This is a genomic window from Streptomyces sp. NPDC001709, assembly GCF_053596375.1.
Map to the genome: position 1 here is coordinate 335110 of NZ_JBSFGB010000008.1, position 24008 is coordinate 359117.

The 24008-nt window shown below is 72.2% G+C and carries 10 protein-coding genes; 2 read left to right on the forward strand and 8 right to left on the reverse strand.

Features of this window, described 5'->3' with window-relative positions; all coding sequences use genetic code 11:
- Nucleotide 1: 1 nt before the first annotated feature.
- On the forward strand, nt 2–1936 hold the full coding sequence (locus tag ACWC0C_RS15835; protein WP_450864500.1) for an ABC transporter ATP-binding protein: 1935 nt from the start codon (nt 2–4) through the stop codon (nt 1934–1936).
- Nucleotides 1937–1991: 55 nt separating this feature from the next.
- Here ACWC0C_RS15835 and ACWC0C_RS15840 read toward each other — a convergent pair whose 3' ends face one another.
- The 3 genes from ACWC0C_RS15840 to ACWC0C_RS15850 all read right to left on the reverse strand — a co-directional run bounded on the left by ACWC0C_RS15840 (nt 1992) and on the right by ACWC0C_RS15850 (nt 5671).
- Nucleotides 1992–2759 carry a thioesterase II family protein gene (locus ACWC0C_RS15840; protein WP_450864501.1) on the reverse strand — a complete coding sequence of 256 codons (768 nt, stop codon included), beginning with the start codon at nt 2757–2759 and terminating at the stop codon, nt 1992–1994.
- 89 nt (nt 2760–2848) lie between these two features.
- On the reverse strand, nt 2849–4459 hold the full coding sequence (locus ACWC0C_RS15845; RefSeq protein ID WP_450864516.1) for a GMC oxidoreductase: 1611 nt from the start codon (nt 4457–4459) through the stop codon (nt 2849–2851).
- 510 nt (nt 4460–4969) lie between these two features.
- A complete protein-coding gene (locus ACWC0C_RS15850) occupies nt 4970–5671 on the reverse strand; it encodes a LuxR C-terminal-related transcriptional regulator (protein ID WP_449196262.1) in 702 nt (233 codons plus the stop codon).
- Nucleotides 5672–6031: 360 nt separating this feature from the next.
- Between ACWC0C_RS15850 and ACWC0C_RS15855 the strand changes: the two genes are divergently transcribed.
- Nucleotides 6032–9541: a BTAD domain-containing putative transcriptional regulator gene (locus ACWC0C_RS15855; protein WP_450864502.1), complete on the forward strand. Its 3510-nt coding sequence runs from the start codon at nt 6032–6034 to the stop codon at nt 9539–9541.
- A 167-nt stretch (nt 9542–9708) separates the two neighbouring features.
- Here the strand turns inward: ACWC0C_RS15855 and ACWC0C_RS15860 are convergent, their stop codons facing one another.
- The 5 genes from ACWC0C_RS15860 to ACWC0C_RS15880 all read right to left on the reverse strand — a co-directional run bounded on the left by ACWC0C_RS15860 (nt 9709) and on the right by ACWC0C_RS15880 (nt 23989).
- Complete coding sequence (locus tag ACWC0C_RS15860) at nt 9709–9903, reverse strand: ferredoxin (RefSeq protein WP_449196095.1); 195 nt, start codon at nt 9901–9903, stop codon at nt 9709–9711.
- A gap of 44 nt (nt 9904–9947) precedes the next feature.
- A complete protein-coding gene (locus tag ACWC0C_RS15865) occupies nt 9948–11162 on the reverse strand; it encodes a cytochrome P450 (protein WP_450864503.1) in 1215 nt (404 codons plus the stop codon).
- 204 nt (nt 11163–11366) lie between these two features.
- The gene (locus tag ACWC0C_RS15870) at nt 11367–12566 is read right to left on the reverse strand and encodes a cytochrome P450 (protein ID WP_449196093.1); all 1200 of its coding nucleotides are present in this window, start codon (nt 12564–12566) and stop codon (nt 11367–11369) included.
- A gap of 46 nt (nt 12567–12612) precedes the next feature.
- The gene (gene ccrA / locus ACWC0C_RS15875; protein ID WP_450864504.1) at nt 12613–13869 is read right to left on the reverse strand and encodes a crotonyl-CoA carboxylase/reductase; all 1257 of its coding nucleotides are present in this window, start codon (nt 13867–13869) and stop codon (nt 12613–12615) included.
- Between the two features lie 79 nt (nt 13870–13948).
- On the reverse strand, nt 13949–23989 hold the full coding sequence (locus ACWC0C_RS15880) for a type I polyketide synthase (RefSeq protein WP_450864505.1): 10041 nt from the start codon (nt 23987–23989) through the stop codon (nt 13949–13951).
- Between the last annotated feature and the right edge of the window lie 19 nt (nt 23990–24008).

The window sequence follows — 24008 nt, forward strand, 5'->3', positions numbered from 1 at the left end:
CATGGCCGGATTGCCGCCCGGCACCACACGCCCCAGCACCAGGACGGCGGCCCGGGCCACGACGGCCGTCTCAGGAGACGGGGCCCGGCCCGGCGTGCCGGCCACGATCGGAGCCGAAGGCGCTGCCTCCCCCACGGGCTCCCTCAGGACCCCATCCGGCTACCGGGCCCTGGCGGCCTCGCTACGGCCCCACCGTCGCGCCGGGCTCTCCGGGGCGCTGCTCGGAACGATCGGCAGCACCCTGGGCCTGGCCCAGCCCCTGGCCGCCAAGTGGTTGATCGACAACCTGGGCACGGGGCGCACGGCCATCGGTCCGGTACTGGTCCTGGCCGCGCTCCTGCTCGGCGCTGCCGCGTTCTCCGCCCTCGGCCAGTACGTCCTGCACCGCACCGCCGAGTCCGTCGTGTGTTCCGCCCGGCGGTGGATCACCGGGCGCCTGCTCCGGCTGACCGTGCCCGAGCTGGACAGGCACGAACCGGGTGACCTGATCACCCGCGCCACCTCCGACACCATGCTGCTGCGTCAAGCCGCCACCCAGTCCGCGGCACCCGCGGTCACAGGCGTTGTCATGCTGGTCGTGACGCTGGTGCTGATGGCCCTCCTGGACCTGGTCCTGCTCTCCGTCACGCTCACCGTCATGGCGGTCCTGGGGGCGGTCGTAGGGGCTGCGACGCCGGCCATCGGGCGTGCCACCCGGCAGGCGCAGGAGTCGGTCGGCGAGATCGGCGCGGCGCTGGAGCGGACTCTCGGCGCGGTGCGCGCGGTCAAGGCTGCCGGGGCCGAGCAGCGGGAGACAGCCGCGCTGGACCACATGGCGGAGGACGCCCGGCGCACCGGCGTACGCGCCGCCGGCTGGCAGGCCCTGTCGGCGGCCGCCTCTGCCGTGGCCGGGCAGGCATCCTTCCTGGCGGTGCTCGGTGTGGGCGGTGCCCGGGTCGCCTCGGGGACGATCGGCGTGTCCACCCTGGTCGCCTTCCTGCTGTACCTGTTCGCGCTGGCCCCGAGGATCAACCAACTCGTCGAAGCCGTGGGGCAGCTCCAGGTCGGCGCGGCCGCCGCCCTGCGCATCGAGGCGGTTCAGCACATGGACGTGGAGACCGCCGAACTGTCTGCCCCCGGCACGTCGCCCACGAGCGCCGCGAAGGCCGCGGGGCGGCCTCAGCAGTCGGCGGCCACGGTACGTTTCGAGCAAGTGAGCTTCCGCTATCAGCCCTGGCTGCCCGCCGTCCACCACGGCATCTCCTTCACCGTGCCCGCCCGAGGCGTGACTGCCCTCGTGGGCCCCTCCGGCGCGGGCAAGACCACCACCTTTTCCCTGCTCGAACGCTTCTACGACCCGGACACCGGCCGCATCCTCGTGGACGAGCGCGACCTGACACAGTGGCCACTGGCCGAACTGCGCGCAGCGATCGGCTACGTCGAGCAGGACGCGCCCGTCCTGTCCGGCACACTGCGCGAGAATCTCACCCTGGGCGCACCGCATACGCCGGACGACGACCTGCACGAGACATTGCGCCGCACCCGGCTGGAACCTGTGGTCGCCCGTCTTCCGCAGGGGCTGGACACCCTGGTCGGCCACCGGGGCAGCCGGCTCTCCGGAGGTGAACGCCAGCGCGTGGCCGTCGCCCGGGCCCTCCTGCGCCACCCTCGGCTACTCCTCCTGGACGAGGCCACCTCGCAGTTGGACGCCGACAACGAAGCAGCGCTGCGGGAGACCGTGGCGGAGGCGGCGCGGAACATCACCGTGCTCGTGGTGGCGCACCGGTTGTCCACCGTCACCGCCGCTGACCGCATCATCGTCATGGAGGCTGGCCGGGTCCGGGCCGTGGGCACCCACGCGGAACTGCTCCAGGCCGATTCCCTCTATCGCGACCTTGCCATGACTCAGATGCTCACCGCCGGGCCGACGCCCGCCGATGGGAGCGTCCACGAGTAGCTGGTGTACCTGCGCCGGCCCGACACCCTCGCGGTGCGACGGGGCGGGCCGGTCCTCACGTCCGGTCGGGTGCGTGCAGCTGGGAGGCGATGAGGCGGACGATTTCGGGTTGGTGGTGGGCCAGGAAGAAGTGGCCGCCGGGGAAGACCCTCAGCGTGAAGGGGCCGTCGGTGTGTCCGGACCAGGCGGCGGCCTCGTCCACGGTGACCTTGGGGTCGTCGTCGCCGACGATGCAGGTCACGGGGCAGCGCAGGGGCGGCCCGGGTTCCCAGGTGTAGGTTTCGGCTGCGCGGTAGTCCGCCCGGATGGCCGGGAGGATCATGCGCAGGACGTCCTCGTCGCCCAGCAACTGCGGGTTGGTGCCGCTGAGACCGCGCATCTCGGCGACGAGGCCGTCGTCGTCGCGCAGGTGGACGGTCTCGTCGCGGTGCGCGGACGGTGCACGGCGGCCGGAGGCGATCAGGGCGGTGGGTGCGATGCCCCGCTCCTGCTCCAGCCGTCGGGCGATCTCGTAGGCGAGGGAGGCGCCCATGCTGTGGCCGAACAGGGCGATGGGCCGGTCGGTCCAGGGCAGGATGGCCTCGTAGACCTTGTGGGCGAGCGCCGGTACGGAGTCCAGGAGCGGTTCGGTGCGACGGTCCTGGCGGCCGGGGTACTGCACGCACAGCACGTCGACGTCGTCGGGCATGGCCCGGGAGAGGGGGAAGTAGAAGCTGGCGGAGCCGCCCGCGTGGGGCAGGCAGACCAGCCGGACGTGGCTGTCGGGGCGCGGGTGGAACCTGCGGATCCAGAGGCCGTTGTCCTCGGTGAGCGGGGGCTTCACGGAATCGTTCCTTTTTCGGTCGGTGTGCGAGCACCCACCGTGGCGGGGCGTTCGCCGGGAGGAGAAGGGCGGGCCCCGCCCGCCGCTCGTCAGGAGTCCGCGACGTCCTCCTTGATGATCCGCTCGACGTTCCGCTCGGCCAGCGCGGTGATGGTCACGAACGGGTTGACGCCGATGCTGCCGGGGATGAGCGAGCCGTCGGTCACGTAGAGGTTCTTGTATCCGGCGACGCGGCCGTAGTTGTCGGTGGCCTTGCCGAGGACGCAGCCGCCGAGCGGGTGGTAGCAGAAGTCGTCGGCGAAGGCCTTGATCTGCTTGCCGAAGAGGTCGTAGCGGTAGATGGTGGTGTTGGCCTTGTTGATGCGGTCGAACAGCGACTTCGCGGCTGCGACCGCGGGTGCGTTCTGGTCCCGGGTCCAGTGCAGGTCCGCCCGGTCCTTGGCCGCGTCGTAGACGAAGGTGCCGCGCTCCGGGTTCTTGGTGATGGCCAGGTAGAGGCTGACCCAGGTCTCGACCCCCGCCGGCATGGGGGCGATCTCGGCGAAGACGGGGGTGTTCGGGTTGTCCCAGTCGTCGATGCCGAGGGCGGGGATCGACGACTGCTTGGTGCCCGTGGGGTTCCAGATGTGGTTGGCGCGGGCGGTCATGATGTTGCCGTTGGGGCCCCAGCCTCCGCCGACCTCGGAGCAGAGGTTGGGGAGTGTGCCGGTCTCCCGGGCACGCAAGAGCAGTTCGGTCGAGCCGAGGCTGCCGGCGCCGAGGAAGAGGTGGCGGCAGGAGATCTCCTTGGTCCCGAGCAGCTTGCCGTCGGCGTCCCGCTGTTCGACGGTCAGCAGGTAGGTGCCGTCGTTCTGCTGACGGATCGTCCTGACCTGGTGGAGGGTCTCGATGGTGACCTTTCCGGTGCCCAGGGCGGCCGCCAGGTAGCTCTTGTCGAGCGAGACCTTGCCGTGGTTGTTGCCGTAGATGACCTCGGCGGCCAGCGCGGACTTGGGTACCGTGCCGTCCGCCTCGCGGCGCATGTAGTCCCAGTCGTAAACGTTGGGCACGAAGGTGGTGCCCAGGCCTGCGTTCGCGGCCTGCCGGCGCGAGACACGCGCGAACGTGTACCAGTCGGTCTGCTCGAACCAGCTGTTGTCGATGGTGTTGACCCGGAGCGTGGAGTTAGCGCGTGGGAAGTACTTGGTGTACATCTCGTCGGCGTCGACCTGGGGCAGCACCTCCTCGAAGTACGAGCGCCGGGGCGTGACCGCCATGCCGCCGTTGACGAGCGAGCCGCCGCCGACACCGCGTCCCACGTACACGGACATCTGGTCGAAGTTGACCCGGTCCAGTACACCCGCGTAGGGCTCGATGTCCCGGTTGGCGAGGTCGAGCCACAGGAAGGAGCCGAGCGGGGCTTCAGTGCGGTTCTTGAACCAGCTGGAGCGCTTGTCGGGTTTGAGCATCCCGCAGAAGACGTTGCCGTCCGGACCGGGCTGGTTCCACAGCTGGCCCATCTCCAGCATCAGGGTGGTCACCCCCGCCTCGCCGAGACGCAGGGCGGAGACGGCCGCGCCGTAACCGGTGCCGACCACGACGGCGGGGACGAACGTGCCGTCGGAACCGCTGGTCGTGGTGGCGGCGGCCGCACGGGGGGCGGCGCTGATCGTGGTCTGCCCCGCGAGTGCGGCGGCGCCCAAGGCCGCCAGGCCGAGCATGCGGCGGCGCGAGAGGGGCTGGTGTGCGGTCACGTTGTGTCTCCTGAGCGTGGAGGGGAGGGGGAAGGTGGGATCGGAAGACCGGCCGGGGCGGCGCGGCCTGGGGCGGAAGGGACTGTGTGGACGTCGCGCCATGGCCGTCGGCGACATCCGGATCGGCGGGCTGACCTTGTGGAGGCGGGGCCCGGAGGTTCGGTCACCCGGGGTGCGGAGGGGGCGTCACGGCGCTGCGCGCTCCCGGGCGAGGGCAGCGCTCACGCGTGCTTCCAGGCGTGAGCCCGGCCGCGCGACAATGGGGATCACACGGCCGGTTCGGGCCGTCGGGCAACCCGGTGCTCGCGATAGGCGCTGGTGAGGTGCTGTGCCATGGCGCGCGACTTCACTAGAGCCGTTGTGTCATGTGCTGGCGGGCACTCCGTGAGCGGCGAGTCCGGCCGCTCTGTTCGGCCCGGGTGCACGCGGCCCCGGCCGCCGGCGCGTGCGGGCGCCCGGCGCGGGCCCTGTGCCCGTTCACTTCACGAAGTCGTCCACGACCTCGGGCGGCCAGGTGCCGACCTTGAGCACGCCCATGGAGTAGGCGCGGGAGACCAGCGCGGCGCGGTTGGGCACCTTCAGCTTCCGCAGCAGGCAGGTCACGTGGTACTCGACGCCCTGCCGGCTGAGGTAGAGGCTTGCGGCCAAGGGGACGGTGGAGACGCCGGCGGCGATGCCTTCGAGGATGCGCGCGTCCATCGCGGAGAGGATCTCCTTGCGTTTGGTCACCACACGGGTGCCCTCGCCGTCCCCGGCCGTGGGCATCATGACGAGGATCGCGGTCGTGTCGGGCAGGCCGCCGCGCACCGCGACCGCGGTGAGGGGAACGGTGAAGGCGGACTCCTCTCCAGGCCCCACGGCAATGACGGGTGTGACGAATCGCTGGTGCTTCCCTTCCAGCAAATTGGAGAATTTGCGCACCAGCGGCTGCTGCACGCTCGGGTGCACCACGTCACGGAAATTGCGACCGCAGATGTCCTCGGACGTGCCGTTGAACTGCCGGAAGAACTCCTGGTTCGCCTGCTGGATGGTCAGCGTTTTATCGAGGCTCGCCATGCACAGGCCCGGAGCTGCAGATGCTGGACTCAGCAAGAGAGGGCTCCCTGTCAGGAACTTGATTGATGACGAAATCAATTCGGAGGCTGGTGAGCGGTTGAGGGCCGTCAGCAGGGGCGTCATCGGCCCTGCGACCAGCAGTATCTCCAGATGCTGAACATCCTGCGGCACCGCCCTTGCGGGGTCCTGGTCGAGTCACTGGTGACCCCTTGCCGCCGCCACCATCGTTTTCCGGACCCCCTGTCGAAATCCTTGCCGAACACCTGCCGCTTTCTTGCCATTCGATGGCTCCGCAGCCTGGAAGGCGCTTTCTCTATGCCAAGATCCCCAGGAGACGGTGTCGCGACCAACTAGCTCGAAACCGTCGGTGAGTCAGCCGTACCCGCCAGAACGATGGGGACCTTCATGCCCGCACCTCCGACCGCAAATGTGTTACCCACGGAAACCGACCAGGCCGAGCTCCTATTGAGTGTTCTGGGGCCCATGTCGGCGCGACACAACGGGCATGACCTTCCCCTCGGCCCGCCGCGTCGGCGGACGGTGCTCGCCCTGTTGCTCATCCGCCTCGGCCGTGTGGTGCCCACCGAACTGCTCGTCGAGGAACTGTGGGGTGACGCAGCGCCCCGTCACGCGGTCGCCACGCTCCAAAGCCATGTCTCCCATCTGCGCCGGGCCCTGCATACGGTGTCGGGAACGGGCCGGCTTTCGGTGCTGCGTCACCGGACGCCCGGTTACGTCCTCGACCTCGATCCCGAACGCGTCGACGCCTGCCGCTTCGAGCGTCTGGTCACCGACGGACGGCGGCTGCTGGAGCAGCGCGATCCGCACACCGCGCATGCCCGGCTCACCGAGGCCCTGGTGCTGTGGCGCGGCTCACCCTACGCGGAGTTCGACGGCTATCCGCCGCTCAGCGACGAGTGCACCCGGCTGGAACAGATCCGGCTCACCGCCGTGGAGTCCTGCGCGGAGGCGCGGCTTGTGCTCGGCGCGGCCGAAGAGGTCGCCGCCGATCTGGACGGGGAGGCACGCCGTCATCCCACGCGGGAGCGGCTCGTCGGACACCTCATGACGGCACTGTCCCGGCTCGGGCGGCAGGCCGAGGCGCTCGAGGTGTACGAGCGGACGCGTAGTCATCTGATCGAGGAGTTCGGTGTGGACACCGCAGCCGAACTACGCCGGGTCAGGAGCGCGATCCTGCGCCAGGAGCCGGGAGCGAGCGCCCCTTCGAAGAAGCTGTCCGCCGCACCACTTCAGTCCGCCGGAGCGTCACATGTCCCGCTCGTGAGGAACGAGATCGGTGACGACGGAGTACGGGACCTCGAGAGCTTCGAGGGCTCAGGGGGCAGTAGGACGGCCGTCACACCGCAGGGACATGGCCGTGCGGTCGCGACCAACGGCCCCGACGGTGCGGAAGACTCCGGCGCGGCCGACGAACGCGAGGGCGTCACGGGGGCCGACGCGCGCCCGCAGACGCGAACCGATGTGCCGCCGGGCGCGCAGGTGGATGCCGCCGGTACGCGAACCGGGACAGCCCAGTGGCGGTCTCTCCCCGGGCCGGAACACGAGCCGCCAGCCGCCCCGGAGGCCGGCGGATCCCCGGAGTTCGAGTCGGGGTGGACGGCTGCGCCCTCACCGTTCACCGGACGCAGCCAGGAGCTCGACCGCCTGACGACCGCCGCCGCGAGCGCGGTCGTGGGCCACGGCCATGTGGCCGGCGTCCTCGGCCCCCCAGGAGTCGGCAAGACCCGCCTGCTGCTTGAACTCGCGGCCCGTCTCGAGAGCTTGGACACGCAGGAGAAGGACTCGAGACTGGAGGTCGTCTGGAGCCACTGCTTCCCCGGCGAAGGCGTCCCCGCCTACTGGCTGTGGACCCAGATCCTGCGGCGGCTGTCCGCCACCCGGCCGGATGCCTTTCGCGAGGCGACGGAACCGTTCGGCGCGCTGCTCGCCCCACTGATGCCCGAACGGTCGGCGGCCCGGACCGGAGGCCCGAGTTGGGCCTCCGACTGGTGCCAGGCCCGCTTCCTCGCCCACGACGCGGTCTGTGAGGTGTTACTCACCCTCGCCGGGCAACACCCCCTCGTACTGCTTCTCGAAGATCTGCAATGGGCGGACACCGCCTCCCTCGACCTGCTCAGGCTCCTGAGCACCCGCTGCCAGGGCCATCCGCTCGGCATCGTGCTCACGGCCCGGCAGTTCGAGGCCGAGTCGGACGCGACGCTGCGCCGTATGGTCTCCGACGTGCTACGCGGCCCCAGGACCGAGACGCTGCGGCTCCGCGGGCTCTCCCTGCGGGCCGTCGGCGCGCTCGTCGAGGCACATGCGGGAGCCGGTGTCGACCCGAAGGCCGTCGAGGTGCTGCACCGGCGCAGCGAAGGCAACCCGTACTTCGTGATGCAGCTCCTCTCCCTCCTGGGCGATGCGCGTAGACTCCATTGCCCGGACGCGGTTGACACGCTCCTGGCTCACATTCCCACGGGCGTACGCGAGGCGCTGCACCAGCGGTTCGCCGCGCTCCCGGAGCCGGTCCTGCGGGTGCTCCGGCTGTGCGCCGTCATCGGTGCCGAGGTGGACACCGACTTGTTGCACCGGACCGCCACGCACGACGAACCGGTCATCGCGGGCCTCGAGTCGGCCATCCGGGCCGGCTTGCTCGGGGAGGACCCGCACCATCCGGGACGGCTGCACTTCGCTCACGCCCTGGTCCAGGAGACGCTCGTCGACGAGCTTCCCCGTGAGGACCGCCACCGCCTGCACGCCAGGGTCGCCGACGCGCTGTGCGCACGCAGGCGCGGGCAGGTGGAGGACGAGGAGATCGAGCGGGTGGCACACCACAGCTGGCACGCCAAGAGTGCGCTGCCCGCCGCCGAGGTGCTGCCTCGGCTGCTGCTCGCCGCGGAACACGCCGAGCAGTGCGTGGCGTACGAGCAGGTGGAGATCTGGCTGCGCCGCGCAGCGCACCTGGTGGGCTTCCTGCCGCCGGACGATTCCGCCACGCTGCGGCTGGAACAGCAGCTGCACATCCAGCTCGGCCAGGTCCTCGCCACCACGCGCGGCTACGGCCACTCCGAGGCCGAGGCGGCACTGTCGCGCGGTCGCGCCCTCAACACGGCCACTCATGCCCCGGAGGACCCGTCGGCGCTCTGGGCACTGTGCGCGGCCTACCTGGTCACCGGCCGCTACGACGCCTCGCGGCAGTTCTCCGGCCTGCTGCGGGACCTCTCGCGGCAGACCCGGGCGCCCGTGGCGGCGCTCGGTGCGGCGTACGGCGAAGGCATCGTGCTGCATGTGCGCGGAATGCTGCCGCAGGCACTCGCCGAACTGGAGCGCGGCGTGGGCATGGCGGATCGTTTCGCCAACGAGGGTCACGCCCTGGCGCGTACCTTCCAGCACGACCCACGCGTCTCCTGCCGTTCCTACGACACCTTCACCCACTGGCTCCTCGGGGACCGGCAGACCGCAGGCGTGCGCCGCCGTGAGCTGTTGAGCCTCACCGAGTACGAAAGCAGGCCGTCGGACCGGTCCTTCGCGCTGTACGTGGACGGGGTCGTGGCGGCTTGGGAGGGCGACACCCGCACCGCACTCGCCTCGAGCGACGAGGGCGTCCACGTTGCGGGCGAACACGGCCTCCTCTACTGGAAGGCCATGCTGGGCGTCGTCAAGGGGTGGGGCCTGGCGCACGCGGGAGACCACGACGGCGGCCTAGCCCTCATGCACACCTCGCTGGCCGAACTGGGCCAGTCCAGGACGTATTTACGCCACGCTCTCCACCTGGGCCTGCTGGGCCAGGCGCAGCATCACGGCGGGCGGACCGAGGAGGCGAGGACCACCTTCCGGATGCTGCTGGCCGCCGTCGAACAACGCCGCGAGCGCGTCTACCTCCACCCGGCGCTGCCCGCGACCCCACTGCTGCACGAACTGCTGGGCCACGCCGCCGACGACGCGCTCACGGGCCGGGGACCGGAACGGGACGGGCCCGACTCCGGCCGGTGAGCGTGGTGGTGGACCCATGCTGTGCCCCGTCGGCCGACTCCTCCGGTGCCCTGTCGCCGTGACGCGTCGCTGCGGGATTCCGGCAAGCGGTGGCCCTGGCCGCCCGGCTCTCCCGGAGAGCCACCGCTCGCACGGTTGCGGAGCCCACGCCGCACGGCCGATGCCGCTCAGTCCTCTAGGATCGCGACCGCCTGCACCGGACAGGCGATGGGGACGTCGTGCACGCGCGGGTCCCCCGCCCCGTCCTCATGTCCCGGGACCAGGGCGACCAGCGCGTCGTCGTCCTGTGTGAAGACGCCTGGTGCGGTCATGACGCACTGGCCGGAGCCGATGCACCGGTCGCGGTCGATGGTGATGCGCATGGCGTTGCCCGCCTCCCTCTCTCCCGTTCCTTTTGGCCGGATCCTCACCAGGTGACGGGGAGCTCGATGGGGCCCTGGGCGTCGTGGCCGGCCTTGATGGGCACCTCGTCCAGGGGTACGGCCAGCCGCAGGCCCGGGATGCGCGCGAAGAGCGAGCCCAGGGCGATCTCGAGCTCGGCGCGGGCGAGGTTCTGCCCCAGGCACTGGTGGATGCCGTGGCCGAAGCCGACGTGGTGACGTGCGTTGCGCCGGGCGTCGAAGACGTCGGGGTTCTCGTACGCCTTGGCGTCGCGGTTCATCAGCGTGATGGAGACCAGCACCGCGTCCCCGGCCTTGATGGTCTCGCCGCCGACCTCGATGTCCTCCTTGGCCAGCCGGACCATGTAGTCGGAGACGGAGGTGAACCGCAGCAGTTCCTCAACCACTGTCGAGACCGCACCGGGGTCGTGCAGCAACGCGTCGATCTGCTCGGGGTGCTGCATGAGCGTGAGGGCTCCGAGGGCGATGGCGTTGACGGTGGTCTCGTGGCCGGCCACCAGCAGGACCAGCGCGATCATGACCACCTCGTTGTGGTCCAGCCCGCCCTCCTCCAACTGGCGTGCGATCAGCTCGTCCAGCAGGCCGTCCGCGGGCTCGGCCTGCTTCTTCATGACCAGGCCGTGCAAGTACTTGTACAGCTCGGCGAAGGCCGCGTCGGCCTCCGCCGACGTCGCGGCGCCCACGAAATCGCGCGAGCACTCCTCGAAGAAGTCGTGGTCGCCGTACGGGACGCCGAGGAGCTCACAGATCGCCATGGAGGGCACGGGCAGGGCGAAGGCAGACACCAGGTCTGCGACCGGCCCCTTCGCCAGCATGTCGTCCAAGAGCCGGTCGACGAGACTCTGAAGCCTGGGACGGATGGCGTTCATGCGCTTGACGCCGAAGCTGGGGATCAGCATGCGTCGCTGCCGGGCGTGCAGGGGGTCGTCGACACCGATCAGCGGGAACGCGAGCCCGCCGCGGCCCTCGGTGCGCTGGACGACGACGGGGAAGAGCGGGTGACCCCAGTCGGAGGACAGCCGGGGATCGACGAGCAGCGCCCGTCCCTCGGCATGCCCGGTGATCAGCCACGCCGGTCGGCCGTCGAACAGCGTGACCTGCGTCAGCGGGCTCTGACCCCGCCAGTCCGCGTAGGCCTTCGGCGGCTGGTACGGGCAGGACCTGTCCTGGGGGAAGGACGGGGCCGACGACCCGGTGGGGCGGATTTCGGTCTCGGTCATGGCGTGCCTTTCGAACTATCTGCAGTGCGGTCGTTCATCGATGCGTGAAGGGCGACGGCGGTGCGGAAAGCGCCGTGGGGGGCAGTGGGCGCGAAGGCCGCCGCAGCGGCGGGACAGCCGCGGCGAGGCGGCGGCGGACGGCATGATCAGCGCACGCGGTCCACGGGCGCTGATCCCCTGTGGAAGTGGGCCGTGGTGCGGAGGTCACCAGGTGACGGGCAGCTCGTGCACGCCGTAGAAAACCATGTCGCTGCGGAAGCGGAGCTCCTCGACGGGCTTGGCCAGGCGCAGGGTCGGGAAGCGGCGGAACAGGGTCTCGAAGACGATCTGCAGCTCGATCCGGGCGAGTTGCTGGCCTATGCACTGGTGTGCGCCGAAGCCGAAGGCCAGATGCGGGGCGGGACGGCGGGTGATGTCGAAACGCTCCGGCTCCTCCACGAAGGCGGGGTCGAAGTCGGCGGCGAGGACGTGCGCGACGACCTGCTCGCCCTCGGCGATGCGCACGCCACCGAGCTCCACGTCCCGGGTGGCGACGCGCTCACCGCCGAACTGGCCGATGGTGAGGTAGCGCAGCAGCTCCTCGACCGCGTTGCCGACCAGCGACGGGTCCTCGCGCAGCAGGGCAAGCTGGTCGGGGCGGTCGAGGAGCAGCGCGGCACCGAGGCCGATCATGCAGGCGGTGGTGTCGTGGGCTGCGATCAGCAGGGTGCCGGCCGCGTTCATGAGGAACATGTCGTCGACGACGCCATCGGGGTCCTCGGTGGTGATCAGCGCCGAGATCAGGTCGTCACCGGGGTTGGCCCGGCGCTCCTGGACGAGCTGGTAGAGCAGCCCGCCCAGGCGCATGCCGGCGGCCTCCGTGGCGGCGGCGTCCTGGTCGACCCGCATCATTGCCTCGGCGATGTCCTGGAACTCCGCCCGGCGCTCGACCGGGACACCGAACAGGTCGGAAATCACCATCGACGGCACCGGGTTGGCGAAGGTCTTCACCAGGTCGACCGGGCCGCCCCGGGCCTCGATGGCATCGAGGTGCTCGTCGACGATGCGCTGGATGTTGGGCCGGAGCGCCTGCATGCGCCGGACGGTGAACTCCTTGGCGAGCAGCTTGCGGTCCGACGTGTGCTCCGGCTCGTCCTGCCAGAGCAGGCTGCCGCGTCCGGGCTTCTGGGTGACGACGCCGTCCTGGGTGTGCAGCGCGTGGGGCACCTGGACGCTGAACGAGGGGTCGCGCAGCAGGGCGCGCACCTCCTCGTAGCCGGTCACCAGCCACGCCTCGTGGCCGCTGGTGAAGGTGGCCCGGGTCACCGGGGCGGCCGCCCGGATGTCGGCGATGCCGTCCGGCGGCAGGAACGGGCAGCTGCGGGCCTTGGGAACGGCGGGCGCGTCGGCGGTGGGCTCGGGCATGACTCTCCTTGTGCTCGGGAGGGGTGGTTCCTGCGTACGGGGACGGTCAGGCGGCGGCGAGTGCGAGCGTGGTCTCGCCGCGCCGGGGCGCGTTCACGAGGACGGCCATGTTCCCCGAGGGGTGCACGTTGTCGTGCATCATCTGGTGCATGCGGCCGATGTCCTGGAAGCCGTCGCAGACGGACAGGCAGGGGTCGAGCATGCCGGCGCCGACGAGGTTGATGACCTCGCGGCACTGACGGGTGTCGGCGTAGTGCGAGCCCTGGAGGCGCTTGGAGCGCATCCACAGGTGGCGCAGGTCGACGTCGCCGTTGTAGCCGGAGGTGCCACCGCAGATCACCACCATGCCGGCGTTGTCGCACAGGTACATCGAGGTCGGCAGGGTGTCCTGGCCGCTGTGCTCCAACACGATCCGCGGGGACTTGCGTTCACCGAGGATCTCCCAGATCTTCTTGCCGACCCCGCGAGCGCCGCGCAGGAACCGCGCCGAGGCCTCGGCGTCCCCGGCGTCGGGCAGCCGGCCCCAATGGTGGAAGTCGCGGCGGTTGATGGTGCCCGCCGCCCCGAGGCGGCGGCAGTGCTCGGAGCGGTCCTCGCTGGAGACCACGGCGATCGGAATGCCGCCGGCCAGCCTGACGAGCTGGATGGCCATCGAGCCGAGGCCGCCGGCGCCGCCCCAGATCAGGACGGGGTCGCCGGGGCGGACCGTGTTGCCCTGCCAGCCGAACAGCTGCCGGTAAGCGGTGGGCCCGGTGAGCAGGAAGGCGGCCGACTCCTCCCACGACAGATGGGTGGGCTTGGGGTGGCACTGGTACTCGTCGACGCGGCAGAACTGCGCGAAGGAGCCGTAGTTGGTCTCGTACCCCCAGGCCTTGATGCTCTCCGAGACCAGAGGGTCCGTGCCCATCCGGATGTCCGCGGCGGTCTCGTCCCACTGGCCGCTGGTGAGCAGCACGTGGTCCCCCACCTTGACGTTGCGGACGCCTTCGCCGACGGCCCACACCACGCCGGAGGCCTCCGAGCCCCCGATGTGGAAGTCCTCGGGCTGGCCCTGGCGCTGCCGCATCCCGATGACGTCGACCGGCTTGCCCAGCGAGGACCACACGTTGTTGTAGTTGATCCCGGCGGCCATCACGTAGACCAGCACCTGGCCCCGGCCCACCTGGGGGGTGTCGACGACTTCGGTGCGGAACGCCTGCTTCGGCTCTCCGAAGCGGTTCTGGCGGATCACCGAGGCGTACATCTGTCGTGGGACCTCACCGAGCGGCGGGGTCTCGCCGATCTCGTAGAGAGCCTTCGTCATGTTTTCACTCCCACATCTGCTCTGTCCGGGTCTGGAGTGCTCGCGGTGGTCGCGGGCCGGTCATACGGTCGTTGCGTCCTCAAGGCGCGGCGGGGCCGGACTGATCGGTGACGACGTCCGCCAGCCAGGAATCCACCGCCGCCGCGGTGGTGCCGGCGTGGTCCTCCAACATCGAGTAGTGGTTTCCGGTCACTTCGACGGTCGTGTCCACGTGCTCGGGCGGTGCCGCGCGCCCGTCGCCGTCCGCGGCGCCGGCCGCCATGGGCTCGCTCGCCCGTACGAGGAGGGTCGGCGCGGCGATCTCCGGCGCGGCCCAGTCGTCGAACAGGCGCATGTAGCGGCCCATCGCGGTGAGCTGTTCGCCGCCGGACCTCATGTAGTCCAGGCGCTGCGACTGCGCTTGGGCCATGGCGTTGAGCACCTGGTGGTCGAAGGGGACCTCGCGGCTGAAGCTGTCGACCATCACCACGGCCGCCGGCTGCTCGCCCATGGCCTCCAGGTGTGCCGCCACGCCGTGGGCGATCCAGCCACCCGAGGAGTAGCCGAGCAGGACGACCGGCTTGCCTCCGGCGCACTCCCGTACGGTCTGCGCGTGCAGCCGGAGCACGACGTCCGGATCGGACGGGACCGGCTCGCCCTTCTCGTAGCCGGGGTGGACCAACCCCCACACGTCCAGCCGGTCGCGGAAGCGTGCGGCGAACCGCGCGTACTGGTGCGCGCCGGCCGGTACGACGTACGGCGAGAAGCACATCAGCGCGAGGGGACGGTCGCCTTGCGACAACCGCACCGGGGCGGGCCGCTGGGCCAGGTCCTCGGGCCGCTCGAACGAGGGCCGGAAGCGGGCCGCCTCCATCAGCATCCCCATGGCCTCGGCGGCCGTTCCGTTCTCGCTGGCGTGCCGGTAGAGCTGCACCAGCATGTCGGTGGGCTGCTCCTCCGCCGAGCCGCTGCCGGCGGCCTGGAGCCGCGTCAGCAGGTGTTTGGCGAGCCTGGCGGGCGTGGGATGGTCGAAGGCCAGTCCGGCGGGCAGGCGCAGACCGGTCGCCGCCGACAGGCGCCGGCGCAGGTCGATCGCGGTGAGCGAGTCGAAGCCGAGCTCCAGGAAGTGCGCGGTGGGCAGCACCTCCTCGGCCGACGCGTGACCGAGGACCACGGCGCTCTGGGAGCGGACGTGTTCCAGCAGCCGCTCCTCCTGCTCGGCCGGGGCGAGTCCGGCTAGCTCCGTCGCCAGCGCCGCGTCGGCGCCGGTCTCCTCACCGGCGGCCTGCTCGGCCCCCAGGAGCCGCTGTACGTCGGGCAGGTCGGCCAGCAGCGGGCTGGGCCGTCCCACGGTGAAGGCGGGCAGGAACTTCTCCCAGTCGATCGGGGCGACCGTGAGGGCCGCCTCGTCGTGCTCGACGGCCTGGCGCAGGGCGGAGATCGCGAGTTCGGGGGCCATCACGCCCAGGCCCCGCCGCTCGCCGCGCTCCTGGACCGCGTCGTCGACCATGCCGCCGCCCGCCCAGCCGCCCCAGGCGATGGAGGTCGCGGTCAGGCCGCGGGCCCGCCGCCGCAGTGCCAGGGCGTCGAGGAAGGCGTTGGCCGAGGCGTAGGAGGCCTGCCCACCGCTGCCCCAGACGCCGGCTCCGGAGGCGAAGAGGACGAACGCGTCCAGCTCACGGCCGTCGAGCAGCGCGTCGAGGTGGAGGGCGCCGGTGACCTTGGCGGCCGCGGCTTCGGCGAACTCGTCGAGACCGGCGTCGGCCAGCACGGACGACCGTGCCGTGCCGGCGGCGTGCAGCACCGCGGTGAGCGGGTGCCGGGACTCGATGCCGGCGAGCAGCCGCGCGACCGCGGCACGGTCGGCGATGTCGCAGGCGGCGATGGTCACTTCGGCGCCCAGGGCGGTCAGCTCCGCGTGCAGTTCCCGCGCGCCGGGGGCGTCGGGCCCGCTCCTGCTGGTGAGCACCAGGTGCTGCGCGCCGGCGCCGGCCAGCCAACGGGCGAGGTGCCGGCCCACGCCGCCGGTGCCGCCGGTGACCAGGACGGTGCCGCGGGGCTGCCACGGTGTCGCGGGCTCCACGTCGGCGGGCCGCGCCCGGACCAGCCGCCGGCCGTACACGCCGTCGGCACGTACGGCCAGTTGATCCTCGTCGTGCTGGGCCAGCGCTCCGGCCAGGCGGCGCAGCGCGTGCGCGTCCAGCTTCTCGGGCAGGTCGACGAGACCTCCCCAGCGCCGGGGCAGCTCCAGTGCGGCGACGATGCCCAGGCCCCACAGCTGTGCCTGGCCGGCGTCGAACAGCGGGTCGGTGACTCCGGTGGACACCGCTCCGCGGGTCGCGCACCACAGCGGTGCCTGGACGTCGATGTCGCCCAGCGCCTGCAACAGGGTGACGGTCGTGGCGAGGCTCGCGGACAGCGTCGGGTGGGCCGGGTGGCAGCCGGGGGCGAGGCCGAGCATCGACAGGACACCGGCGGGCTGTTCGCCGCCGAGTTCCTCGGCGAGCCGGTTCGCGGCTTGCGCGCGGTCGCAGTCGGCGGGGAGTTCGACGACCCGCACCTTGGCGCCGTGGGCGCCGAGCACGCCGACGACGCAGGGCGCCCACTGCTCGTCCGCGAGTCCGGCGGGGAGGACCGCGAGCCAGAGACCGTCCAGGCCGGGGGCCGGGTGGTCGGTCAGCCGCCGGAAGGAGACGCGGTAGCGCCAGCCGTCCACCGTGGACTTCTCGCGGCTGCGCCGACGCCACGCGGACAGCACCGGCAGCGCCGGGCCGATGAGCGCGGCGTCGTCCGCCCCGAGTTCACCGGCGAGCCCGGACAGGTCCGTGTTCTCCACCAGCTCCCAGAACCCGGCCTCGACCGGATCGGCGCCCGCGGGCACCGGCTCGGCGCTCTCCAGCCAGTACCGCTGCCGCTGGAACGCGTACGTGGGCAGGTCCACGCTCCGTACCGGCCGCCCGGCGAAGGGGACCGTCCAGTCCACGTGCACGCCGCTCACGTGCAGTTCGGACACGGAGCGCAGGAAGCGGTCCATGCCGCCCTGGTCCCGGCGCAGCGAGGCGCCGGTCACGGCGTCGGCACCGGCCTCCTCCGCGATCTCCTGCACGGCGCCGGCCAGCAGCGGGTGCGGGCTGCACTCCACGAACACCCCGTGCCCGTCGTCCAGCAGCGTCCGTACGGTCCGCTCGAACTCCACGGTGCGGCGGGCGTTGCGGTACCAGTACTCGGCGTCCAGGGCGGTGGTGTCCAGCACGCTGCCGGTCACCGTGGAGTAGAAGGGGACGTCGGCCGCGCGCGGCGCGACCGGGGCCAGCAGCTCCAGGAGTTCGGCGCGCAGGCTCTCGACCTGGGCGGAGTGCCCGGCGCCGGTGGCGCCGCGGACCTTGCGCACGCGCACGCCCTCGGCTTCGAGTTCCGCCAGGAGTTCGTCGACCGCGCCGGGCTCTCCCGAGACGGTCAGGGCGGCGGGTCCGTTCACGGCGGCGACCGACAACCGGTCACCGTACTTCTCCAGCCTCGCGCGGGCCCGGTCGGCGGGCATGGCGACCGCCAGCATCGCGCCCTTGCCGATGAGCTTGGTCAGCGCGCGGCTGCGCAGGGCCACGATCCGGGCCGCGTCGTCCAGCGTGAGTGCCCCGGCGACGTACGCGGCGGCGACCTCGCCCTGCGAGTGGCCGACGACGGCGGCGGGCTTCACACCGTAGGAGCGCCACAGGGCGGCCAGCGACACCATCACCGTGAACAGCGCGGGCTGGGCGATCTCCACCTCGGCCACGTCCGGCGCGTCGGGCTCGGCGCGCAGGACGTCGAGCAACGGCCAGTCGAGGTAGGGGGCGAACGCCTCGGCGCAGGCCTTCGCCTGCTCGGCGAAGACCGGGGAGGTCTCCAGAAGGTCCCGGGCCATCTCCGTCCACTGCGAGCCATGGCCGGGGAAGACGAAGGCGACCTTGCCGAAGGCCGCGGCGGTGCCCTGGACCACGGTGTCCGCGGGTTCGCCGTCGGCGAGCGCCGCGAGCCCGGCCCGCAGCTCGTGCCGGTCGTGGCCGACGACCACGGCCCGCTGCTCCAGCTGCGTCCGCGTGGTGAGGAGGGCGCGGCCGACGTCGGACGGACAGAGCCCTTCGGTGCGGTCGAGGTGGTTCAGCAGCCGGCGGGCCTGCTCACGCAGGGACCGGACGGTCTTCGCGGACAGCGCCCACGGGACCACGTCCACGGGCCGGGCGGCGGTCGCGTCCTGCGCTACGGGGGTCTGCTCGCCCTCGGCGGCGGGCGCGGTCTGCGGGGCCTGCTCGATGATGGTGTGCACGTTGGTGCCGCTCATCCCGAACGAGGAGACGGCCGCGCGCCGGGGCCTGTCCCGGTCGGGCCAGGCGGTCTGCTCGGTCAGCAGGCGTACGTTCCCGCCGGCCCAGTCGACGTCCGGGGTCGGCTCGTCGATGTGCAGCGTCTTCGGCAGGACGCCGTTGCGGATGGCCATCACCATCTTGATGACGCCGCCGACGCCCGCCGCAGCCTGCGCGTGGCCGATGTTGGACTTCAGCGAGCCCAGCCACAGCGGCCGGCCTCCGGAACGCTCCTTGCCGTACGTGGCCAGCAGCGCCTGCGCCTCGATCGGGTCGCCGAGCCGGGTTCCGGTGCCGTGGGCCTCCACGGCGTCCACGTCGTCCGGGGCGAGCCGGGCGTTGGCCAGCGCCTGCCGGATGACCTGCTGCTGAGCCTTGCCGCTGGGCGCGGTCAGGCCGTTGGAGGCGCCGTCCTGGTTGACGGCGCTGCCCCGCACGACGGCCAGGACCTCGTGCCCGTTGCGGCGGGCGTCGGACAGCCGCTCCACCAGGACCAGGCCCACGCCCTCGGCGAAGCCGGTGCCGTCGGCGGACGAGGAGAACGCCTTGCAGCGGCCGTCGGCGGCCAGCGCGCGCTGCCGGCTCGACATCGTGAACGCGGACGGTCCGGCCATCACCATCACGCCGCCGGCCAGTGCCATGGAGCACTCGCCGCCCCGCAGCGCCTGCACGGCGAGGTGGAGGGCGGTCAGCGAGGACGAGCACGCGGTGTCGACGGTGACGGAGGGGCCTTGCAGGCCGAAGGTGTAGGAGAGCCGGCCGGAGATCACGCTGGCCGCGTTGCCACTGGGGAGGTAGCCCTCGACCCCGTCGGGCACCTTCAGTGGGCGGCCGGTGTAGTCCTGGTAGCCGGAGCCGATGAAGACGCCCGTGCTGGTGGAGCGCATCGCGTCGGGGGCGATGCCGGCGCGCTCGAAGGCCTCCCAGGTGGTCTCCAGCAGCAGGCGCTGCTGCGGGTCCATGGCGACGGCCTCGCGCGGGCTGATACCGAAGACCGCGGGGTCGAACTCGTCCGCGTCGTGCAGGAATCCGCCCTGGGTGGTGTACGTGGTGCCGGTGTGGTCGGGGTCCGGGTGGTAGAGCGCCTCGACGTCCCAGCCGCGGTTGCCGGGGAAGCGGGAGATCGCGTCGCGGCCGGAGGCGACCAGCTCCCACAGGTCCTCGGGCGAGCGCACGCCGCCCGGGTAGCGGCAGGCCATCCCGATGATGGCGATCGGCTCGTCCAGCACCGCGGCGGCTGCCACGGGCGTGGCCTTCGCGTCCTGGCCGCCGGTGAGTTCGGCGAGCAGGTGGGTGGCAAGGTCGGCGGCCGTGGGGTGGTCGAAGACCAGCGTGGTGGGCAGGGCGAGGCCGGTGGCCTCGTTGATCCGGTTGCGGAGTTCCACCGCGGTCAGGGAGTCGAAGCCGAGGTCCCTGAAGGGCCGGTCGGCCTCGACGGCGCCCGCTCCCCGGTGGCCGAGGACGGCGGCGGCGTGCGTGCGCACGAGGTCCACGAGGGCGTGTGCGCGGTCTTCGTGCGACAGCCCGGCCAGGCTCTCGGCGAGCGCCCCGGAGCCGTGGCCCGTCTCGGCGGCGTCCTGCGCGAGCGTCGCGCGCACCTCGGGGAGGTCGCCGAGCAGCGGGCTGGGCCGGCCGAGGGTGAACGGCACGATGAAGCGCGACCAGTCCACGTCGGCCACGGTCAGCACGGTCTCGTCGCGGTCGAGCGCGCGCTGCAGGGCGGTGATCGCCGATGCGGGGGTCATCGCCCGGAGGCCGCGGCGGCGCAGCCGCTCCTCGTCGTCGCCGTCCTCGACCATGCCTCCGTCGGCCCAGGGGCCCCAGGAGACGGCGGTCGCGGTGAGGCCGCGGTCGCGGCGCTGCCGGGCGAGGGCGTCGAGGAAGGCGTTGCCGGCGGCGTAGGCGGCCTGGCCGCCGCTGCCCCAGACGCCGGAGATGGAGGAGAAGAGGACGAAGGCGTCCAGCTCCCGGTCGCCCAGCAGCTCGTCCAAGTGCGCCGCGCCGCCGGCCTTGGCGGCGAGCGCGGCGGCGAAGGCGTCCGGGGTGGTGGCGTCCACCATGCCGGCGTCGGCGACTCCGGCGGCGTGCACGACGGCGGTGAAGGCGTGCTCGGCGAGCAGGGCCGCCACGGCGTCGCGGTCGGCCATGTCGCAGGCGGCGAGCGTGACGCGGGCGCCGAGGGCCTCCAGTTCGTCCCGCAGGGCCGCGGCGCCCGGGGCGTCCGCGCCCCGGCGGCTGGTGAGGACGAGGTGCTCGGCGCCGCCGCGCGCCAGCCAGCGGGCGACGTGGCCGCCCAGCGCGCCCGTACCACCGGTGACGAGGACGGTCCCACGGGGCTGCCAGCGGCGGGTGGCCGCCCGTGCCGGTGCGTGGGTGAGCCGCCGGGCGAAGACGCCGGAGGCGCGGACGGCGAGCTGGTCCTCTTCCCACCGGCCCGTCAGCGCCTGTCCGAGCACGCCGGCCAGGCGTGCGGCGGCCTGGTCGTCGAGGGACTCCGGCAGGTCGATCAGGCCGCCCCAGCGCCGGGGCAGCTCCAGGGCGACGGTGCGGCCCAGGCCCCAGACCTGGGCGTGCCGGGCGTCTCGTACGGCGTCGGAGCCGCTCACGGCCACCGCGCCCGAGGTGAGGCACCACAGCGGGGCGTCGACGCCCGCGTCGCCCAGGGCCTGGACGAGCAGCAGGGTGGGCAGCACGGGGTCGCCGGTGACGAGCAGGGACAGCACGCCGTCGACGGGCCCGGTCCCGGCCAGTTCCCCGGCCAGAGCGGCGCGGTCGCTCGACGCGCCGACGACTAGCGTCTTCAGAGTGGCGCCGCGAGCGGTGAGCGCGGTGCGGACCGCGGCGGTCTGCTCGTTCTCCTCCTCCGGCACGGCCAGCAGCCAGGTGCCGCCAATGCCGGCCGGAGCGACCTCGCCCAGGCGCTTCCACCACTCGCGGTAGCGCCGGTCGTCGAGAGCGGACTGCTCCTTGTGCTGCCGCCGCCACGACGACAGCCTCGGCAGTACGTCGCTGAACGCGTCGTCTGCCTGGATGTCCAGGGTCTCGGCGAAGGCCTGCAGGTCCTCGCGCTCCACGGTCTCCCAGAACTCCGCGTCCACCGGGTCCAGCGCCGCGGCAGCCGCGGTTTCAGGGGCGTCGATCCAGTACCGCTCGTGCTCGAACGCGTACGTCGGCAGGTCGGTCTTGTGCGCACCGGCGAAGAACACGCTCCAGTCCACCGCCACGCCGTGGGTGTGCAGGTGCGCGAGAGCCGTGACGAGCGCCTGCCGCTCGGGGCGGTCGGCCCGCAGCATCGGCACCGTGACGGCGCCGTCCAGGCAGCCCTGCGCCATGCCGCTGAGGACACCGCCCGGGCCGATCTCGACGAAGGTCTTCACGCCCAGGCCGTGCAGGGTGCTCACGCCGTCGGCGAAGCGGACGGCCTCGCGGACGTGCCAGACCCAGTACTCGGGGGTGTAGGCCTCGACGAGCTGACCCGTGAGGTTGGAGACGACGGGTAACGTCGGCTTCTCGAAGGCCAGGCCACGGACGACCTCGGCGAACTCCTCCAGCATCGGGTCCATCAGCGGCGAGTGGAACGCGTGGCTGACCTTCAACCGGGACGTCTTGCGGCCCTGCTCGGCGAAGGCCGCCGCAATCGCCAGGGCCTCCGCCTCGTCACCGGAAACCACCACGGACGAGGGGCCGTTGACCGCGGCGATGCTCACCCCGTCGGTGAGGTGGGGCAGGACTTCCTCTTCGGCGGCCTGCACGGCAACCATCGCGCCGCCCGCGGGCAGGGCCTGCATCAGCGCGGCGCGGGCGGACACCAGCTTCGCCGCGTCGTCGAGGGACAGCGCACCGGCCACGTGCGCGGCGGCGATCTCGCCCACGGAGTGGCCCACGACGAAGTCGGGCCGGACGCCTAAAGATTCGAGGAGCCGGAAGAGGGCCACCTCGACCGCGAAGAGCGCCGGCTGGGTGCACCCGGTCCGGTGGAGCGTTTCGGCATCGACGTTGACGGGGGCACCCAGGTGCGCGCACACCTCGTCGTAGGCCGTGGCGAAGACGGGGAACGCCGCGTACAGCTCGCGCCCCATGCCGATCCGCTGCGAACCCTGACCCGAGAACAGGAAGCCGGTCTTTCCGCCGGCCGGGCGCCCCAGCAGCACACGGGGCGAAGGGGCCCCGGCCGCCAAGTCCTCCAGTCCCAGCAGGAGTTCCGCACGGTCCTCCCCCACGATCGCGGCCCGGTGACGCATGGCCGCGCGGGTCGTGGCCAACGACAACCCGACGTCCTGCGGCCGGACCTCGCCCCGTACGAAGGACAGCAGCCGGGCCGCCTGGGCCCGCAGCGCCGCGTCACTCTTGGCGGAGAGCACCCACGGCAGGGGGCCGCCGGGGGGAGCTTCGGCGGGCTCCTCGTCCTGGGCCGGCGCCTGCTCGATGATGGTGTGGGCGTTGGTGCCGCTGACACCGAAGGACGACACGGCGGCACGGCGGGGGTGATCCGTCTCCGGCCACTGCACGGCCTCGGTCAGCAGGCGAACGCCACCGGCCGACCAGTCCACGTGCGGCGTCGGCTCGTCCACGTGCAAGGTCCGCGGGAGCACTCCGTGGCGCATGGCCATGACCATCTTGATGATGCCGCCCACACCCGCGGCGGCCTGCGCGTGACCGATGTTGGACTTCAGCGAACCCAGCCACAACGGCCGGCCCTCCGGCCGCTCCCGCCCGTAGGTGGCGAGCAGTGCCTGCGCCTCGATCGGGTCACCCAGCTTCGTCCCCGTCCCGTGCGCCTCCACGACGTCGATCTGGGCGGGAGACAGGCCGGCCGACGCCAGGGCCTGGCGGATGACCCGCTGCTGCGCCGGACCGTTCGGCGCGGTCAGGCCGTTGGACGCCCCGTCCTGGTTGACGGCGCTGCCCCGCACCACGGCCAGCACTCGGTGCCCGTTGCGGCGGGCGTCGGACAGCCGCTCCACCAGGAGCATGCCGACACCCTCCGCCCAGCCGGTGCCGTCCGCGCCGGCGGCGAACGGCTTGCACCGGCCGTCCGGGGCCAGCCCGCGCTGACGGCTGAACTCCACGAACGCGGTGGGCGTGGTCATCACCTGCACGCCGCCGGCCAGCGCCATCGAGCACTCGCCGCCGCGCAGCGCCTGGATCGCCCAGTGCAGCGCCACCAGCGACGACGAACACGCCGTGTCAACGGTGACCGCCGGTCCCTCCAGGCCGAAGGTGTAGGCGATGCGGCCGGACATCACGCTTGCGGAGTTGCCGGTCCCGAGATGGCCGTCGGACTCGCCGCCCACCCCGACGAGGAGGTTGACGTAGTCCTGGTACCCGGAGCCGACGAAGACTCCGGTACGGCTGCCACGCACCGACTCCGCGTCGATACCGGCCCGCTCGAACGTCTCCCACGTCGTCTCCAGCAGCAACCGCTGCTGCGGATCCATCGCCACGGCCTCACGCGGACTGATCCCGAAGAACCCCGGATCGAACTCCCCCGCCTCGTACAGGAATCCACCGTGCCGCGCGTACGTCTTCCCCGTCGCCTCCGGGTCCGGGTCGTAGATGCCCTCCACGTCCCAGCCCCGGTCCGCCGGGAACTCACCGACCGCGTCACCACCGGCGGCCACCAGCTGCCACAGGTCCTCCGGCGAACGCACCCCGCCCGGATACCGGCACGCCATCCCGACGATCGCAATGGGTTCCTGGTCCTTCTCCTCGACCTCGCGAAGGCGCTCCCGGACCTGACGAAGGTCTCCGGTGACGCGCTTGAGATATTCGAGGAGCCTGTCTTCGTTGCTGCTCATCCGCCTCATCCGTCCTCGG

Coding starts and splice junctions, on each gene's coding strand:
- ACWC0C_RS15835 (WP_450864500.1), top strand. CDS start 2: ATGGCCGGATTGCCGCCCGGCACCACACGCCCCAGCACCAGGACGGCG.
- ACWC0C_RS15845 (WP_450864516.1), bottom strand. CDS start 4,459: ATGCTCGGCCTGGCGGCCTTGGGCGCCGCCGCACTCGCGGGGCAGACC.
- ACWC0C_RS15850 (WP_449196262.1), bottom strand. CDS start 5,671: ATGACGCCCCTGCTGACGGCCCTCAACCGCTCACCAGCCTCCGAATTG.
- ACWC0C_RS15855 (WP_450864502.1), top strand. CDS start 6,032: ATGTCGGCGCGACACAACGGGCATGACCTTCCCCTCGGCCCGCCGCGT.
- ACWC0C_RS15860 (WP_449196095.1), bottom strand. CDS start 9,903: ATGCGCATCACCATCGACCGCGACCGGTGCATCGGCTCCGGCCAGTGC.
- ACWC0C_RS15865 (WP_450864503.1), bottom strand. CDS start 11,162: ATGACCGAGACCGAAATCCGCCCCACCGGGTCGTCGGCCCCGTCCTTC.
- ACWC0C_RS15870 (WP_449196093.1), bottom strand. CDS start 12,566: ATGCCCGAGCCCACCGCCGACGCGCCCGCCGTTCCCAAGGCCCGCAGC.
- ccrA (WP_450864504.1), bottom strand. CDS start 13,869: ATGACGAAGGCTCTCTACGAGATCGGCGAGACCCCGCCGCTCGGTGAG.
- ACWC0C_RS15880 (WP_450864505.1), bottom strand. CDS start 23,989: ATGAGCAGCAACGAAGACAGGCTCCTCGAATATCTCAAGCGCGTCACC.